General features: G+C 34.4%; 15 protein-coding genes. 4 read left to right on the top strand and 11 right to left on the bottom strand.

Translation table 11 applies throughout. The annotated features are described in order from the left end of the window. Nucleotides 1–17 precede the first annotated feature (17 nt). From ACQKOG_RS04060 to ACQKOG_RS04035, 6 genes are all read right to left on the bottom strand, one after another. Nucleotides 18–1,256 (bottom strand): HAMP domain-containing sensor histidine kinase, encoded by a 1,239-nt coding sequence (locus tag ACQKOG_RS04060; RefSeq protein WP_370082607.1) that lies wholly within the window; start codon nucleotides 1,254–1,256, stop codon nucleotides 18–20. Nucleotide 1,257: 1 nt separating this feature from the next. Next, a complete protein-coding gene (locus ACQKOG_RS04055; RefSeq protein ID WP_427445180.1) occupies nucleotides 1,258–1,956 on the bottom strand; it encodes a response regulator transcription factor in 699 nt (232 codons plus the stop codon). An 85-nt stretch (nucleotides 1,957–2,041) separates the two neighbouring features. Next, complete coding sequence (locus tag ACQKOG_RS04050; RefSeq protein WP_427445177.1) at nucleotides 2,042–4,021, bottom strand: ABC transporter permease; 1,980 nt, start codon at nucleotides 4,019–4,021, stop codon at nucleotides 2,042–2,044. Between the two features lie 2 nt (nucleotides 4,022–4,023). Further along, nucleotides 4,024–4,731 (bottom strand): ABC transporter ATP-binding protein, encoded by a 708-nt coding sequence (locus ACQKOG_RS04045; protein ID WP_370082601.1) that lies wholly within the window; start codon nucleotides 4,729–4,731, stop codon nucleotides 4,024–4,026. Between the two features lie 397 nt (nucleotides 4,732–5,128). After that, a complete protein-coding gene (locus tag ACQKOG_RS04040) occupies nucleotides 5,129–5,800 on the bottom strand; it encodes a lipoprotein BA_5634 family protein (protein ID WP_427445173.1) in 672 nt (223 codons plus the stop codon). Nucleotides 5,801–6,479: 679 nt separating this feature from the next. Beyond that, a complete protein-coding gene (locus ACQKOG_RS04035) occupies nucleotides 6,480–7,571 on the bottom strand; it encodes a CotH kinase family protein (protein WP_427445170.1) in 1,092 nt (363 codons plus the stop codon). Nucleotides 7,572–7,804: 233 nt separating this feature from the next. Here ACQKOG_RS04035 and ACQKOG_RS04030 point away from each other — a divergent pair, with 233 nt between their 5' ends. Further along, nucleotides 7,805–8,440, top strand: coding sequence for a CotG/ExsB N-terminal domain-containing protein (locus ACQKOG_RS04030; RefSeq protein ID WP_427445167.1), 636 nt, complete (start codon nucleotides 7,805–7,807; stop codon nucleotides 8,438–8,440). Between the two features lie 1,066 nt (nucleotides 8,441–9,506). On the opposite strand, the gene ACQKOG_RS04025 is transcribed toward ACQKOG_RS04030, so the two are convergent. Then, complete coding sequence (locus ACQKOG_RS04025) at nucleotides 9,507–10,331, bottom strand: hypothetical protein (protein WP_427445164.1); 825 nt, start codon at nucleotides 10,329–10,331, stop codon at nucleotides 9,507–9,509. A gap of 495 nt (nucleotides 10,332–10,826) precedes the next feature. Between ACQKOG_RS04025 and ACQKOG_RS04020 the strand changes: the two genes are divergently transcribed. Then, nucleotides 10,827–10,949 carry a hypothetical protein gene (locus tag ACQKOG_RS04020; RefSeq protein ID WP_370082588.1) on the top strand — a complete coding sequence of 41 codons (123 nt, stop codon included), beginning with the start codon at nucleotides 10,827–10,829 and terminating at the stop codon, nucleotides 10,947–10,949. A 191-nt stretch (nucleotides 10,950–11,140) separates the two neighbouring features. On the opposite strand, the gene ACQKOG_RS04015 is transcribed toward ACQKOG_RS04020, so the two are convergent. Together ACQKOG_RS04015 and ACQKOG_RS04010 are read right to left on the bottom strand one after the other, a co-directional pair. After that, nucleotides 11,141–11,638: a S4 domain-containing protein gene (locus tag ACQKOG_RS04015; RefSeq protein WP_370082586.1), complete on the bottom strand. Its 498-nt coding sequence runs from the start codon at nucleotides 11,636–11,638 to the stop codon at nucleotides 11,141–11,143. Between the two features lie 349 nt (nucleotides 11,639–11,987). Continuing rightward, nucleotides 11,988–12,998 (bottom strand): quinone oxidoreductase family protein, encoded by a 1,011-nt coding sequence (locus ACQKOG_RS04010; protein ID WP_427445159.1) that lies wholly within the window; start codon nucleotides 12,996–12,998, stop codon nucleotides 11,988–11,990. A gap of 157 nt (nucleotides 12,999–13,155) precedes the next feature. Here ACQKOG_RS04010 and ACQKOG_RS04005 point away from each other — a divergent pair, with 157 nt between their 5' ends. Continuing rightward, complete coding sequence (locus ACQKOG_RS04005; protein WP_370082582.1) at nucleotides 13,156–13,662, top strand: MarR family winged helix-turn-helix transcriptional regulator; 507 nt, start codon at nucleotides 13,156–13,158, stop codon at nucleotides 13,660–13,662. Between the two features lie 162 nt (nucleotides 13,663–13,824). Here the strand turns inward: ACQKOG_RS04005 and ACQKOG_RS04000 are convergent, their stop codons facing one another. Beyond that, nucleotides 13,825–15,285 carry a sensor histidine kinase gene (locus ACQKOG_RS04000; RefSeq protein ID WP_370082580.1) on the bottom strand — a complete coding sequence of 487 codons (1,461 nt, stop codon included), beginning with the start codon at nucleotides 15,283–15,285 and terminating at the stop codon, nucleotides 13,825–13,827. After that, nucleotides 15,278–15,940, bottom strand: a complete 663-nt coding sequence (locus ACQKOG_RS03995) for a response regulator transcription factor (protein ID WP_370082578.1) — start codon at nucleotides 15,938–15,940, stop codon at nucleotides 15,278–15,280. The genes ACQKOG_RS04000 and ACQKOG_RS03995 overlap by 8 nt, the downstream gene beginning before the upstream one ends. Nucleotides 15,941–16,294: 354 nt before the next feature. Between ACQKOG_RS03995 and ACQKOG_RS03990 the strand changes: the two genes are divergently transcribed. Further along, nucleotides 16,295–16,456 (top strand): hypothetical protein, encoded by a 162-nt coding sequence (locus tag ACQKOG_RS03990; RefSeq protein WP_427445154.1) that lies wholly within the window; start codon nucleotides 16,295–16,297, stop codon nucleotides 16,454–16,456. Nucleotides 16,457–16,551 lie beyond the last annotated feature (95 nt).

Here is a 16,551-nt window from a genome sequence, read left to right as displayed (position 1 = left end):
AAGTATACTCATTCATTCTAAAATTTTATGAAGCTTATTGTAAATTTTGTATAGGCATTTTTCTCACTTTCAACTTTTATTAAGGCTTGATGCGCTTCAATAATTGCTTTTGTTAACGCCAAGCCAATCCCCGTCGAATCATGTTTTTTAGAACTACTTGCTTTGTAGAATCGATTAAAGATATGCGGTAATTCCTCAACTGCAATCCCCTCTCCAAAGTCTTGAATCACAAGTTCCGTATAAATGGGTGTATCTTTGAGTTGAAGTGTGATTTTATCACCATTTTTGGAATGCTCAATCGCATTCTTTAACAAGTTCACCAAAGCTTCTTGCATCCATAATTTATCGTGGAAAACTACTATTTCTTCCGGCTCATCCCAGTCAATTAACAAATCTTTTTCATTGATCATATTTTCCAAACGATTTAAAACTTCATGAATCGTTTCCACCAAGTTTAACGGCTCTTTATCAAATGTAATAGCTCTGGCATCAATTTTCGCGACTTTTAACAAGTTTTGAATCAAGACATTCATTCTGCTGATTTGAACTTCATTATTTTGCAATAATTGAACTTGCTGCTGACGGGGCAAGTCTTCATTCAATAACAATTCATTGTAGATGGATATCGTCGAAAGTGGTGTTTTTAACTGATGGGATATGTCTTGTAATACTTGACCTAAAAACTTCTTTTCTTCAAGCAAATCACTCATGCTTTTTCTAATAATATCTTTCATGGAACGCAAAGAAATTACTAGTTTGGCAATATCGCCTTCTTTATTTTCATTTATTGTAACCGAGTAATCCCCTTCGATTATTTTTTTGGCAGTCGAAGTAAGTTGTTTGATTTTATTGAAGAAAATAGTGTATTGTATGTAATTTGCCAAAAACAATAGACATCCGAAAATAATCAACCCCAAAAAAATTGATTGATTATGGCTAAAAATATTGTTATTTAAAAGTGGAAAAAGTTCTGTCTCCAAATCTTCATATAATCCATATTGTTTAAAGATTTCTCTTCCTTTTTCCTGATACTCATTGGAATCAGAAGAATTGCTTGTTAAGACTTTCATAATTTCTGCTTCATTCTCAGGATTTTGTTCAACCAATCTGGCGGTAATTTCCCCCCAGGTTGTAATCGAATCACTTTTTAAATGATCGTAAAATAGTTGATGTGTCATATACTGATAGATAATAAATAGAAAAAATAAAGCGAACATTATGATCATATAGCCTTTTATCTCAGTATTTTTTATCATGTTACTGTCTGCACACATCCTTATCCCAACGATATCCTAATCCTCGTTGGGTGATGATAAACTGTGGATTTTTTGGATTATCTTCGATTTTGTCTCTTAAGCGCATTATATATACAGATAACGTATTTTCATCAAAAAACACTTCATCACCTTCCGTAATTTCCAGAAGAATTTCATCTCTTTTTAATACTTTGTAAGCATTCTTCATAAAAGTTAACAGAAGCTTATATTCTAAATTCGTTACTGGGACAAGTTCTTGATTTTTATAAACCTTGACTTGATTCATATCAATTTTTATATTCTCAGATGTTAAAATCAATGAAGCTTCTTCTAACTTAGTTTGTTTACGTAATTGCACTCTTACTCTCGACATAAGTTCTCTAACTCGAAAAGGTTTTGTTATATAATCGTCTCCACCAATATCTAATCCCATTACTACATTCACTTCTTCGTCAAGGGCGGTTAAGAAAATAATAGACATGGCATCGTTTTGTTTTTTAAAGTGCATGCATAGATCATAGCCATTTCCATCTGGAAGGTTGATATCTAATATAGCCAACTTAAAAATAGTATGATCAAACTGGTTTCTCGCTTCTTTTACACTAGAAGCTCTAATCACCTCATACCCTTCGTTTCTTAATGAAAACTCGATGGCTAAACCAAGAGCCTCATCATCTTCAACCAGTAATATTTTATTCAAAAATACCCTCTCCTTCCTCTAACTCCATATTAGCAGTTACCGCCAAATCAGAATAGCCTGACTATAAATAGCCAGGCCTTTCGTATTATTCTTCCCTTATCGTATCTATAATATTATCCTGCTGGATTCTTCGGAGCGGTAGCAAAACAGATAAATAACTAATGAACAAAGCGGCAGCAAACGTAATGAAACAAGCCTCATAGGGAATCGTCCATGCAACCTTCAAGACACCGGAGGCAGCCAAATAAATAATATATGAAAGTATGCATCCGAAGAAAATGCCTTGCAAGCTTCCAGAAAAACCATAAATCAGTGCTTCATAGATAATCATTTTTTTCAAATCCCTTTGGGACATGCCTATGGATTTTAATGCAGCCAGTTCTTTTCGTCTAATCATGATACTTATAGTAATCGTATTAAGGATATTTAAACTGCCAATTAAAGCAATGACCACAATAAAAGCATAGACAAGAATTTTGGTCACGAGAACGGATTCCTTCTTGGCTTTATTCTCTTCTAAGTGATTAACCACTGTAATGGAGTGTTTATTTCCAAAAGTCTCCTGGATGTCCTCAACAGTCGCGAGAGATTGAGCTGTATCCTTCAATACAATTTCAAAACTTAAGTCCTGTTCGTAAACTTCGGATACATTTTGAATTAACTTTAACTGATCCATAATTTGCAGGTTCTCAGAAGATGCTTGATTGTCATTTGGAAGATAGATTGTAAGATCCGATTTAGTGGAAGAATCGTTCATAAAATTGGATGAAAATGCGATATCCATCAACGATGAAAAAGTAATAAACAATACACTGCTTATAATAATTGATAAAATGGTAACCATATAACGATTTTTATTTCTTTTTACATTTTTCAAGGCCATGCTCAATGGGAAAGATAAAGGCTTTTTCAGAGCGGTATTCTTTTGTTTTTTGATTGCCTCTTTTTTAATTGACAGTCTGCTGCTGATTGCTAGCAATGGAGATATTTTGCCTGCAAAAAAAGCAGGGTAATAACTAGACGCTAAAACAGTTATCAGGGTAAGAAGCGAACTAATTAAAATTATCTTCCAATCGACATTGAATATCGAAATATCCTGACCATTTTCTAATACAATCAAGAAAATAGTTTGGAGAATAGCAAGTGCCAATAAGCTGCATACAATCCCAATTGGTATAGCGATGACAGCCAGCACAACAGCTTCTTTCATAACAATTTGTCTAATTTGCTTTCGCGTAGCGCCGATGCTTCTCAGCAAGCCAAACTGCTTCATCCGCTCTACGACACTGATTTGAAAGGCGTTATAAATGACAACAATTGTAGAAATGACAACTATACTGACAACAATAACAAGAATGGCCAGGAGCGATTGATCCGATTCCGGTTTCAAAGCTTGAATCAATTGAGTATTAATATCAATGTTATTGTCTTCAGTCATTGATTTAAGTTCGGCTAAAACCTCGTTAAAGTCTGCTTTCTCGTTAATTTCAATTAATATCCTTCCTTCTCCAATAGCAAACTCACTTTTATATGTTAATAATCGTCCCTCTTTATTTTTCTGTGTAAACTCACTATTATTCAGTAAACCAACCAGTTGATATGTTTTTCCATCCAGTTCAAATGAATCACCGATTTGAAGATCTTTTTTTATATAAGATAGTACCCAGGAATCTACAGCTGCCTCATCGTCATTGGTTGGTAATTTGCCATCAAGAAGGCTATAGGTTAAAAATTTCAAGGCGTCATGATCCGCGAAATTCATTTTCACAGAAACATCTCCAACAGGAACGATGTCTCCCTTAGACATTAAACCAAACGATTCAATTTGGGGATTAAATTTGACTTTATTTAAAAGCTCTTCGTCATAATCTGAAATACCTACATGAAAAGAAACTCCGCTTAACTTCTTGTTATTCTCAATATGGGTAAGTTGTGATCCTTTCATAAAGAGGCCAATCGTTGAAATTAACGCTACAGAGAGTATGATGCCAACCAAGGTCAAAATAGTTCGTTTCATATTCTTCTTTAAATACCTGGTACCTAATTGCTGATAACTATGAATCAAAATTATTGTCCTCCAGTCTGAAACTTTTTCTCAGTCAGTCGCTGATCAGAAATGATTTTACCGTCTTGTATTGTGATGATCCGATCCGAAGCCGATGCTATCGTTAAATCGTGAGTAATCATGACAATGGTTTGATTGTATTTTTTTGCCGTGAATCTTAATAAATCCATCACTTCTTTCGTATTTCGAGTATCCAAATTACCAGTAGGCTCATCAGCAAGAATCAAATGCGGACGATTAATAAGCGCCCTGCCAATTGAAACCCGTTGCTGTTGCCCTCCAGATAGTTCGGAAGGCAAGTGATTCATACGTTCTTGAAGCCCAAGGATATTAATAATTTCATTTAGATATTCCATATCTATAGATTCACTATCCAATAATGTAGGTAAAGCAATATTTTCCTGGACATTTAATACTGGTATCAAATTAAAGAATTGAAAAATAAACCCGACTTTTCTTCTTCTGAATATGGAAAGCTCATCATCTGTATATTTATAAATATCACTGTCCCCAATGAATACCTTTCCTGAACTAGGGTGATCCAACCCACCTAAAATATGTAGTAGTGTACTTTTTCCAGAACCAGAAGCACCGACAATTGAGACGAATTCGCCTTGCTGAATTGAAAGATCAATCCCTTTTAATGCATCTACCCTGTTATTACCTTCCCCGTAACTTTTCACTACATTTTCCATACGTACAACTTCCATATAACCCAACCTCTCCTCAATCAATTATGCCTCGGATTAATTGCGTCTAGAATCGGCTTTGTGCTTAGGTCTGCGTGAGGACCGACACGATGTCGGTCATTTCGGTAATGCCACAGGACGTGGCGTTTTTACCGATGAAGGTCAGTTAGCCGTTATCGCATGGATGCGATGATTTTAGGCTAACATCCTTTATTAACACCTTTCCGATTCTGTGACATCCGCCGGAGGCTTTAACTTCTTTCAGTAGCTGATGCTTTGCTTTCGCTACCAAAACATTTGTACCTGCCGCTTCGCTTTCGCTACATAAAACATTTGTACCTGCCGCTTCGCTTTCGCTACATAAAACATTTGTACCTGCCGCTTTGCTTTCGCTACATAAAACATTTGCTGAAAGAAGTTAATCTTGTATGTCTACAAAATTTACTTTGTCTTCGCTATCTGGATAGACGCTCTCTATTTCTTTGAAAACTTGGTTTATCTTTTCTTTATCTTTATAATCGAATTTACTACCACCATTTAACTGAAACAATGTGAGCATAGACTCAGAATCGGCTAATTCATCATAAGTTTGGTCATTTAGAATAACAAGATCCTTGGGAATATATCCGATCCATGCTTGATGTTTAAGATAATGTACAGGTATCATTTGTCCATTCAAATCTATTTGGTTAAATTCCATATCCCCATCGCTATAAGAATAGAACAAATTCAGTGAACCGGGTAATTCTTTAATTTCATGAACAGGTTCTGAAATGATAGACGTACTGTTTGGATCTTTTCTCGCCCTAATAATTCCTTTCTTAACTAATTGTTCAGCAGTAGTTTTGTTAATAACTGCATACTTTAAATTTGATTCACCTTTTTTTGTTACTATGAACTTCATTTTGTAGTCAACTGTTTGTTTAGTTATATTTTTATACAACTGCTTAACTTTATTGACATCCTTTTCTGTGCCGATCACTAAAATTCCATTGACTGATTGTGGTGGACCTTCAATAAGACGTTTTACTCCAAATCCTATACCAATAAAAATGGCGATAACTAAAACTAAGCCTATAATTTTTTTCATTTTTTTATTTCTCCTCGTTTACTTGATGTCTAAATTATAGACTAGATATTCTTTATAATTGAATAACTGTTGTCTAACTATTTATCTTCTATTCTTACTCATTAGTAAGAATAGAAGATAAATAGTTTCTATGTATATTAGAAAATGTATTTATTTTTTGCAGGAGGAATTAAGATTGAAAGTGCTATTATAGATACTAACATCCTTAAGCCACTAAAAAGTTTTACTAATATCCAAACATAAAAGGCATACTTCATATCGTTTTATTTGATAAAGAGTTTCCTTCATCCTTTATTTAAGGGCAAATGCAAAAAACTCCATTTTGAAAAAAATTTAATCAAAATGGAGTTTTATTAAATTTTTATAAACGGTACGACTTTATTTTCAATTCACGGGTAGAGGTCGTATAAAAGCAAAAAAAATTGATGTGGTTATTCAGGGTACGGTACAGTTTAGTTGAAGAAAGGAAGCTAAAATGACTTCACTATTACACGGGATAACCTCCGTGTAACTCGCTTAGCTGATGAACTAAAACTAAAATTAAATAATATGACCACATAAGAAGAACACCACTTAAACGATTTTACTATATTTATAGTACAGATAATTGTGTGCTAATTCAAGGGACAACAACCCTCTTATCACATGGAAAGAGGGTTTTGTAAGATGATGTAACAACTTAATCTAATGAATCTAATTTCCCTCTTATATATTTCGCCCGTGCTTCAATATAATCCAATATATACTCTGGTTCCTTATCAAATAAATGGATATCGTCTTTTTTATAAGGATCTTTTTGAATATAAGGTCTTATTAAATTATGCATACCTTGTATTTTTGGTTTCAAATAGTTTACATTAAATTGGTTGTTTAAAATAACTTTTAGCAAGTTTTTGTATTGACGTCGAAATGTTTTTACGTCGAGAATTCTTGCGGTAAGCGTATTAAATCCTTCGATTCGTAAATAGTCTTCCTCCATCACTTTCCCGTTTACATCCCTTCCCCATGTTGCATCGTAATCCCACGGGATGACTTCGAATTGCCTAGTTTCGCTATTTTGGTATAATGCGTAATTATGAACAAAACCATCAAAATTTTGGGTGAAAACAGCGCCAGCCAACCAGCTAAGATACTGATTAACATTGAAGTATTTCACAATTTCATTTTCAAATTCTGCCCTTGAAATGGTATTAATTTCAATAATCATTTTTTGTAAATGAAATTCATCTTGTTCTGTCCCATATTTTAGTTCATAGCCAGCCTTAAGTGATTTCTTTACTTCTTTGTCAAGATCACTCATCAACGAAAAGTTAGCATCGCCATCAATCGCATAGAATATTGGCCCTTGCGGTAGTTGTCGATTCTTAAGGAAATACTCATCCACTGATTCTAATTCCAAATAAAGCCCCTCATTTTTCCCATTCAATTTCATATTTACAAATTGGGACTTTGGCGATAAGCACCCTATTTCGTTGAAAAAATCGAGCGATAGTTTATTTCTTAATAGAGAAGGATCTTTATATTCTGCGTTGATATGAATTTCTTTAGTATTTCTATACGTACTTGGCTTATTAAACGAAATGTGATACGACTTCTTTCGAAAATCCCGGATATGGGAGCCACGATAGGCGATATCAATATCATACTTTCTTTTGTTAATCGTTAGCTTGGCAGCGATAGGATCGTCACACCATATATCTTTCCTAAGTTCAATTAAATCTAAAGGATGAATAAAAAGATGATATTCAGGTATTATTGTGCCGTTATCCACGCGAATTCTTTCCTTTCATTTTTAAATTATTCGTATTAAAACAAAATGTAAGATTCCACAAAAAGATATAGAGTTTATATTTTCCTTTCGAAAACTATGTGATTGACTCTAACGTCTTTAGTGCAACCTCATATATTACGATTAGGGAAAGAATGTGCAGAGGCATGGGTTTGATTCTTTTTGAATAAGGAATCTACCTTCTTTCTCTAATAAAGTTGAAAGGAGGTCTGAATATGTCACTTATACAGAATGCAGTAGAAATGGCTAACAACTCAGGGTTAGGTCACTTCATGCACCAAGATCCTATTAGTAACGAACGATGCACGAGCAGGAGACGTCGTACTTCGCGAATCCAGCGACGCACAAGCAGAGTTCGTCGTACTTCGCGAATCCAGCGACGCTCTAGCAAGGTATTTCATCCTTCACGAAACCAGCGACGCACAAGCAGAGTTCGTCGTACTTCGCGAATCCAACGACGCACAAGCAGGGTTCGTCGTACTTCGCGAAACCAGCGTCGCACGAGCAGATTACGTCGTACTTCGCGAAACCAGCGTCGCACGAGCAGATTACGTCGTACTTCGCGAAACCAGCGTCGCACGAGCAGATTACGTCGTACTTCGCGAATCCAACGACGCACGAGCAGATTACGTCGTACTTCGCGAAATCAGCGTCGCACGAGCAGATTACGTCGTACTTCGCGAATCCAACGACGCACGAGCAGATTACGTCGTACTTCGCGAATCCAACGACGCACGAGCAGATTACGTCGTACTTCACGAATCCAACGACGCACGAGCAGATTACGTCGTACTTCGCGAATCCAACGACGCACGAGCAGAAACTCCTTTTGGAATGACTTATTTTTTTAAAAACTTCAGGTGATTTTCCGCTATCTGAAGAGTATGACACTTAATGTTATTCAATGGACTATTGAGTGCGTCTGTATAAAAAGTTAACTAGTCTTACTAGTTAACTTTTTATATGTTATTCCTATCGAAGTCCAAGGTTGAAAGAAAAGTGAAAGGGACAGCTGGGGTGGGTTCCGTCTGATCTTTTCTTTTATGTATATTCTTCGGGGTGAATTGTTATCGTTGTGTATTACATAGCATCTATCAGAATTGTTTAACCGTCACGGGATCCTCCTATTCCTTTGTATCTATGAAAACCGGGAAACATTTGATGTCCTATATTAAAATGCATTGAATTTAACACTTTTCACCTCCATTCTGAGGATTTAGTAAAGGATATGTTTAATTAATGAAGAGGCTTAGACTAAGACCCATATTTGAGATCTTTGCATGGTTTGTATGTAATGATTTTGGAATGTTCCTCAAATCGCTACCTATATAACTACTCTCCAATTGGCATCTAGAACCAAGTATTCATTACCATGTCTGTTGTTATGTAAACTAAAAATATATGCGATTTCGATTATAGTTGAAAATTCTTCCTGAACGAAGGGGCAGCATTCCTGTAATAAATAAAACTAAAGAAGATATGCATATAGAAGAAATAAATGAATTATTACACTTAAACTCCAATGAAAGAACTTTTCCTGTGGTGAAGTGCTTATTTTTGCGCTTCATGGATGGCTAATGGGGGCTTTATTCCTTACATACACATTCGTTAATAAACCACTTCATGTTTTATATATATTGGATTAGCATGTGTTGCAGCATATGTTCTGATGTGGCGAAATCTTAACTTGATCTTGCAATACCCACTACTGCAATGACGCTAGTAGCTACCATAATTTTCTATACAACTTAACTAATTAGTAATAACGGTGTAATGTACTTTTTGCAAGTTGCTATAGGCAATACTCAACAAAAGAGCCTGAGTCGATTCAACCTCAGGCGCTTAACATAAATAAAAGAGTTTTAATACATAGCATCCGTCTTTGCGAATTTATCTAGCACCAAATTTAGAATACTATTAATGATAAAAACCTGCGGCAATTTCAAGTGCTTTTAGTGGCTCTTTGATTGAATCAAGCGTATAGACAAGTTTTTCGTCCTGCCAAACAATTGTATTTCCTGATTTATAAACATCTAAGCGCGCAAAACCATTTTGTTTTGGAATAGGAAGCATATGTGTTTCTAAAAATTGGACTGCCTGTTTAGCAAGCTTCACACCTGCTTCTGGATTGTCTGTTCGTGTATGTGTCGCTAATGCCCATCTTCCCACATTCCAACCAGTCCATAACGAACCCGCTCCAGCATCCTGATAACCTTTAATGTTATAGCCAAGATCAACCTTTTGACCACCATTTTGACTAAAGTTCTGATATAAAATTTGCTCATTTGCTTCTTTAGCATTCGGATATTGCTTTACTACTAGTCTTGCAATAATCATAGCTGTCTGTGAATTGTTAAGCTTCTTATCATTGATTGGCAAAACCTCTTTACTTTCAAAAAATTGTACTTCAACTTGATTAGCTTCTTTCTTCGTTGTTGCCGTTAAAAATGTACCTTTTGTTATCGGAAGCCCTTTTGGTAAAATTATAGGTAAATTAGTTTTAAGCTGGTCCTTAATATTTTTTAATGCCCCAGCCTGTGTATTAGATGCTACTGTGTTTCCCGTATTTGTTTTGGACGGTTCCTGCTGTTTTTCATGTGATGGACGCTCTTCTTCTTGTGGCTTGTTTGGCACGTTAAGTTGTTGTTCTTCTTGTAACTTGTTCACATGCTCTTCTTTATCAGAGCATGCACTTATTATACTGAAACTTAAAAGCATGAAAGTGAATAGTATTTTTTTCATGGCATTAGCCCCCTTCAATTTTTCCCTATCCTTAATCAACTAAAACTTTTTGTTATTTTAAACTTTTGGCCAAGCATATCGTAATACTTATCCTTTGCGGTAAGAAAACTAAGCTTACCTTTTATTTTCAAGCAAGAAAAGCAGCTTTGTCATCAATTAATCTATTAAACACTGAAGTTGTTAGATTTTTTTAATTCACATTTTTACCTCCTAAAATTATGATTCGGTTAGTAGACGCGAATTATTACAATAAGTTTCATCGTTTTTCAAAATATTCCAATTTAAGGATAATCACTGATACCTCGGCATATTACGCCCGGAATCGGCTTTGTACTTAAGCCGGCAAATGTTTTTTGTGCGGAAGCGAAGCCTCAACAACAACACGATGCAGATCAATTAGATAAAACTAAATCTATAATTTTTTTCATTTGATTTCTCTTCTAATACTTTGATGTCTGAATTATAGACAAGTTTTCCTTTACAGGTGAATGACTATTGTCTAACTATTTATTATTCTATTCTAACTATTTCGTAAGAGTAGAGATTTACGGCTTACCTTTAGATTTAACTGAATTCCCGATGATAATCAGCGAGCAGTTGAAGTCGTTAGGTAAATAAACAAGGTTGTAAAAAAAATTAGAAAAAGTCGATCCTTGCTCCATGTAAACAATTGATATTGAACTATTCAAATAGCCATTAAGATTGAATGACTCTACCCTGTTACGATATCTCCTTCACCCAAACAAAAAGGTCGCAACCGTGTAGGGAATGTCTCCCTTCACCATGTTGCGACCTTGAAAGAAATTTATTTAGTCAATGAAAATGGAAATACGTTCGCCCTTTGACAATATTGTACTAGGTTTAATGATTTGATTATTTAATTGAATCGTTCCATTTTCAATTTTCTTTATGATCTGTGATCGACTCCAATCCTCAATTTGGATTGCAAGCACTTTATCAATTCGATGTTTTCCAATCACATCATCTAATACAATGTGTATCACCTTTATTCCTCGTTCTACTAAGCTGATTATCGGAATCGTTGATAATATTGAAGATTCTTCTTTCTGCTCCTCAACTTCAGCCACATGCTCTGAGAACGTTTTATAAATAGCTAACTTTTTATTCCACGTATGATTTTTTTCGCATTTATATATTGCAAATTGGTATATATTTTTTCCGTTTGCGTTATGCCTTCGTACATTTGTATCCATAAAAACAGATAATTTCCCACACATTTTGCAGTGCTTCTTGACAGTTCGTTCTGGTATTTGAGAAAGCCTCCAGCGGAATGTAATATTTAACATTAATCCTTCACCTCTTAAGATAAAGGTACGCAAGCATCTATTTGGATATCTCGCAGTACAATGTAAAATTTATTGTATAATTAAAAAAGAAGATCCTACACAAGGACCTCCTGACGCATTGAGACTACAGGGTTGCTCGGTTCCTTTGTAATGAGAAAAATGGGCATACTACCCCCTTGAAAAAAACATTGTTTTTTTGAGGGCAATGCTATCCAGTTTATTGATCATCACAAAGTAAATGTTGGCATACGTGTTCTCCTGTATCCTTTCCATCCAAATAGATTTATCCTATATTACCATATAATTACACAAAAATACAAATGGAATACCCTATTTCATTATCAATTACTTAAGGCTTTAACAAAATTCGCCCAACCGAGTTTCTATCTTCCATTTCAGAATGTGCCTTAGCTACATCTTTTAAGGCATACACATGGTCTATTTTTATTGAAAAATCGTCATTTGCTACCCACTTTTGGAAATTCTCCATATATTCGGGCCAATATTTCATATACGGAAGTCCATTTGTTCTTGTTAAAAACAGAGATCCTTTTTCTTGAAGTTTCATTATATCAAGTGGCGGAACATATCCACTTGACTGACCATACATCACTAGATAACCTCCTAAACTAAGACTGTTCAAATTTGATTCAAAGGTATCCTTTCCAACCCCATCATAAACTACACGGACACCCTCTCCATTTGTTATTTCTCTTACTCTCTCAGGAATGTTCTCTTTTGAGGAAATCAAAACGATATCTGCACCAGCTTCAAGCACAAATTTCGCCTTTTCTTCTTTTGATGTTACACCAATTACTTTTCCTCCTCGAAGCTTCGCCATTTGACATATTAAACTTCCAAGTCCGCCAGCTGCTGCTTGAATTAAACACCATTCTCCTTCTTGGATAGGATAAGCTTTATGTGTAAAGGCATAGGCCAAAAATCCCTGTGTCAGTCCGGCTGCTGCTTGTTGATCAGGAATATCTATATTTATTGGAATCATTCTCTTTGCTGAAGAAATTACATGGGTTGCATAGGTTCCCGCGCCTCCACAGATTACCCTATCTCCAGGTTTTAAATGGTCAACATTTTCACCTACCGCTTCAACAACGCCCATACATTGACTACCAATCGTAATCGGCAGGTTACTATTGAAACCTGCTTCCTTTCCGTAAAATTTTTGCTTTATCAGGTCACCCCGTCGCATCTGAATATCAAGGAAATTCACAGAGGCAAACTTTACTTTGACGAGCGCCTCATCTTTACCTATTTCAGGGATATCAAGCCATTCTAATTGCATTTTTTCGGGACCGCCATATTCATAAATACGAACAACTTGCATCTTTTCTTGATCTCTCATTTTATCCTCTCCCCCATATTGTTTCCTAGAAACCATATTACCATTTTATGAATTAATGTCAATATTGTTTCCAAGAAACTTTGTGAGATTGCTTTTTTCTTGTATACTATAGAAACAGGCTTATTTCTTAATAAATTTATGAAAAGGTGAATAAACGATGTACGATAACACAGAAAAGGATGCTCTTGTTTTTCAAATCATTAAATTAACAGAGCAAATTTCGAAAAGATTTACAGACGGAGATGACGAGGAAAAACAGTGGATGGCCCAAAAGATTAAAAATCCAATTTTAAGACAACTTTTGCCGAATATAACGATAATGATGTTACATGTTTTAGAAGCAGTTGGAAAATTCGGGCCTGTCAATGGCATTACGATTTCCAAAGAAATGGAAATTCCCAAAGGAACCGTTTCAAAAATTACGCGCAAGTTAGAGAGTTTGAACCTCATAAAAAAAGAGCAGTTGCCCGATAATAAAAAGGAAATTCTCTTTTCTATTACGCCACTCGGATATGAATTGTTTGAGGTTCACAAGGACCTCCATGAGCATATAGAAAAGAATGTAATTCATTTTTTAAATAAATACCAATCTAATGAATTGGATTTTTTAACTAGAGTATTAGAAGATATCTTAAAACAGTCATTGGTTCAAATAGAGGAGTAAACTCCCCTGACTTCCCTTCCTTATGGCTACCAGAAACGATTATGCGGCTTGAGTCCTTTAGAATTAGGACTCAAGCCGTTTAAAACATCTTTATTATTCTCGTTGTCTAATGAAGCAGTTCAGTGCCTGGTTATGTTGATAGAAAATTCCTCTATTTACGTCTTAACCTTTACAATCGAAACGAGGTATATGAACTAAAAATTGAACGCCATTTTCGATATTACTTATTGAACAGGTGACAGATAGAGCTTCAAAAATTTGTTTTACAATATATAGACCTAGTCCGCTTCCACCTGTATTTCGATTCCTTGACTTTTCGATTCGATAAAATGGCTCGAATAATTGTTGGATTTCTTCTTCTTTAATTTTAACACCTGTATTAATCACTTTTATTTCAATCTGACTTTCTTTTGAAAGCTCAGTTACCTCTATAAAGACAGTTTCTCCTTGCGGTGAATACATAATCGCATTATGAATTATGTTTTTAAAGGCTTTTTCTAATAAGTCATGATCTGTACGTATATTCATGTAAGAAGAAATTTGTTTTATTATCTGAATGTCTTTTTTAGAAGCAAAAAAACCGAGATCTTTCGTTATTGCATCAAATAATTCTAAAAGATTAACTTCTTCCAATTGCAGTTTAAAGGTATCTTGTTCAAGCTTTGACATACTTAAAATTTCTCGAACCAATTGCTCCATTCTCTCGATTATTTCGTGGTTTTTTTCTAAATAGAAGTCTCGATTTTGATAAGGACCGATATTATAAATCATCCCTTCTAAATATCCCTTCATCACAGTGAGAGGAGTTTTTAATTCATGTGCAACAGTTGCGAAAAATTCTCTACGTTTTGTTTCGATTTTTCGTTCTCTTTCAATATCGTCTTTTAATTGCTCATTTACTTTTTGTAGATCTTGCATTGTTTGTTGCAAATTATTCGACATTTCATTCAAGCTACTGGATAGTTCCTCTAATTCGTCATTTGAACGAACTACAATGTTTTCGGAAAAATCCAGGTTCGCCATCTTTTGCGCCCCCTCATTAATGTAGATGAGAGGCTTTGTAATGAACCTTGAATATAAATAGGCACTCCCCAATCCAATAACTACTACAATGATACTTATAAAAGGTAGAAAACGTACTAAGACCTGCGACGCTTCATCAATAGGTTGAAATGTTGCGAATACAGTAACCGTTAAATTACTTTCATCTAGAAATTGAATCGGCAAAGTAACAAAATATGCATTCTTAGGTGTTTCTTCATTCTGTATTAATGCAGTTTTTGCAATTGCATTCGGTGGTTGCGAAATTCCCTGCATCAAAAAATTAGGCGAATATATAATAGTTCCTTCTTTAGTTTGTAGGTAAATGAAGGCATTGTTATTTTTGATGTAGTCGTCAAAAAGCGGTATCGCATTTGTTAATGTTAAATTTTTAGAATTATGGATTATTTCCTCTATTCCCGATTGGAGCTGATTAGTTTTATATTGTTCATGAAATGTTGGAAGGAAGAAATATAAAGTTAAATAAATCAAGACTGCAAAAGATAACAAAATGAGAGAAGTGATCATAAAGAGTTTATAGGTTATTTTTTTCATCTTCATGATGTTAACAATCCTATTCATCGATTTTGTATCCAATACCCTTTACTGTTTTAATGTAGGGTATATTTAATTTTTTTCTTAAATTTTTTATATGTGTATCAATCATTCGTGTTTCTCCTGAATAATCATATCCCCAAATTTTTTCAATGATGATTTCTCTAGTAAGCACCTTTTTTTCATTATGAAGTAGTAGTTGTAGAATTTCGAATTCTTTTGTTGTTAATGGTACTTCAATCTTATTTACAAAGGCTTTATATCCATCACGATCGACATTTAGTTCATTAAAACTTAAATGATTCTCCTTATTATTACAATAACTTCTTCTTAGAACCGCTTGTACTCGTCTAATCAATACATGAAATGAAAATGGTTTTGTTATATAATCGTCAATCCCTAGATCAAAACCTTTCATTTGATCTTGTTCTTCTTCTAAAGCTGTTAACATAATAATTGGAATACTTGACTCACTACGAATCATTTTGGCAACTTCAAACCCGTTAAGGTTGGGCATCATTACATCAAGAAGAATTAAATCAAACGATTGTGTATTAAATCGCTTCATTCCCTCTAACCCATCTGATGCAACCTCTATGGAATAATTTTGTGTCATTAAAAACTGTTTAATTAATTCTTGAATTTCTAAATCGTCTTCTACTACAAGAATATGATAGTTCATCGATAGATCCCCCTTGTAGCCATTATAACCGTTCAATTTGTAGTTTATGTGAAGATGCCTCACCTTTTAAAATTATATTAGACAATCTCATTTACAAATATGGAGGTTCTTTGCGACTTTGTTTTGTAACATCAATGTGATTACCACAATCGACTGGAAGGAAAGCTTTTGAGTTTAATTTCTCTACATAAACACCTCAATATCTTCACACAAATACCAGATTGGTCATGTACATTAGTTGTTAGGAAGAGAATTAATTCTATTATATTTGTACTTACAATAGAATGAAGCGTCTAGATTTATATGTTTATACAGCCGCTTTCTTTCAACTTACTCAACTAAGGAGAAGCTTTTATGTATAAAATTAATCTACGTCCGTTGTTGTTATTGGTCGTATTTATGTTGTTATTGTGTTCGTGTTTGACATACGTATCCATTAAAGCATTAGGAGCCGAGGATATCTTTTTTAAATGTATGAAGTCACTTGTCAATATGACAATGATTAAAATATTTTAAAAGTATTTTTTAATATGATGATAATAATAAGAATCCATTTTGAAAAAAGATGGATTCTTATTTAGTCATTTAAAGATTTATATGTAAACTTAGTA

Origin of the sequence: Lysinibacillus sp. NPDC093216 (assembly GCF_050280325.1) — a bacterium.
GTDB lineage: Bacteria > Bacillota > Bacilli > Bacillales_A > Planococcaceae > Lysinibacillus.
Note: the sequence above shows the minus strand (reverse complement) of the source record. Positions and strands in the feature narration are given on the sequence as shown.

Excerpts from the sequence above, each read along its gene's own strand:
- ACQKOG_RS04060 (WP_370082607.1), bottom strand. The coding sequence starts at position 1,256 with ATGATAAAAAATACTGAGATAAAAGGCTATATGATCATAATGTTCGCT.
- ACQKOG_RS04045 (WP_370082601.1), bottom strand. The coding sequence starts at position 4,731 with ATGGAAGTTGTACGTATGGAAAATGTAGTGAAAAGTTACGGGGAAGGT.
- ACQKOG_RS04040 (WP_427445173.1), bottom strand. The coding sequence starts at position 5,800 with ATGAAAAAAATTATAGGCTTAGTTTTAGTTATCGCCATTTTTATTGGT.
- ACQKOG_RS04030 (WP_427445167.1), top strand. The coding sequence starts at position 7,805 with ATGTCACTTATACAGAATGCAGTAGAAATGGCTAACAACTCAGGGTTA.
- ACQKOG_RS04025 (WP_427445164.1), bottom strand. The coding sequence starts at position 10,331 with ATGAAAAAAATACTATTCACTTTCATGCTTTTAAGTTTCAGTATAATA.
- ACQKOG_RS04015 (WP_370082586.1), bottom strand. The coding sequence starts at position 11,638 with ATGTTAAATATTACATTCCGCTGGAGGCTTTCTCAAATACCAGAACGA.
- ACQKOG_RS04010 (WP_427445159.1), bottom strand. The coding sequence starts at position 12,998 with ATGAGAGATCAAGAAAAGATGCAAGTTGTTCGTATTTATGAATATGGC.
- ACQKOG_RS04005 (WP_370082582.1), top strand. The coding sequence starts at position 13,156 with ATGTACGATAACACAGAAAAGGATGCTCTTGTTTTTCAAATCATTAAA.
- ACQKOG_RS04000 (WP_370082580.1), bottom strand. The coding sequence starts at position 15,285 with ATGAATAGGATTGTTAACATCATGAAGATGAAAAAAATAACCTATAAA.
- ACQKOG_RS03995 (WP_370082578.1), bottom strand. The coding sequence starts at position 15,940 with ATGAACTATCATATTCTTGTAGTAGAAGACGATTTAGAAATTCAAGAA.
- ACQKOG_RS03990 (WP_427445154.1), top strand. The coding sequence starts at position 16,295 with ATGTATAAAATTAATCTACGTCCGTTGTTGTTATTGGTCGTATTTATG.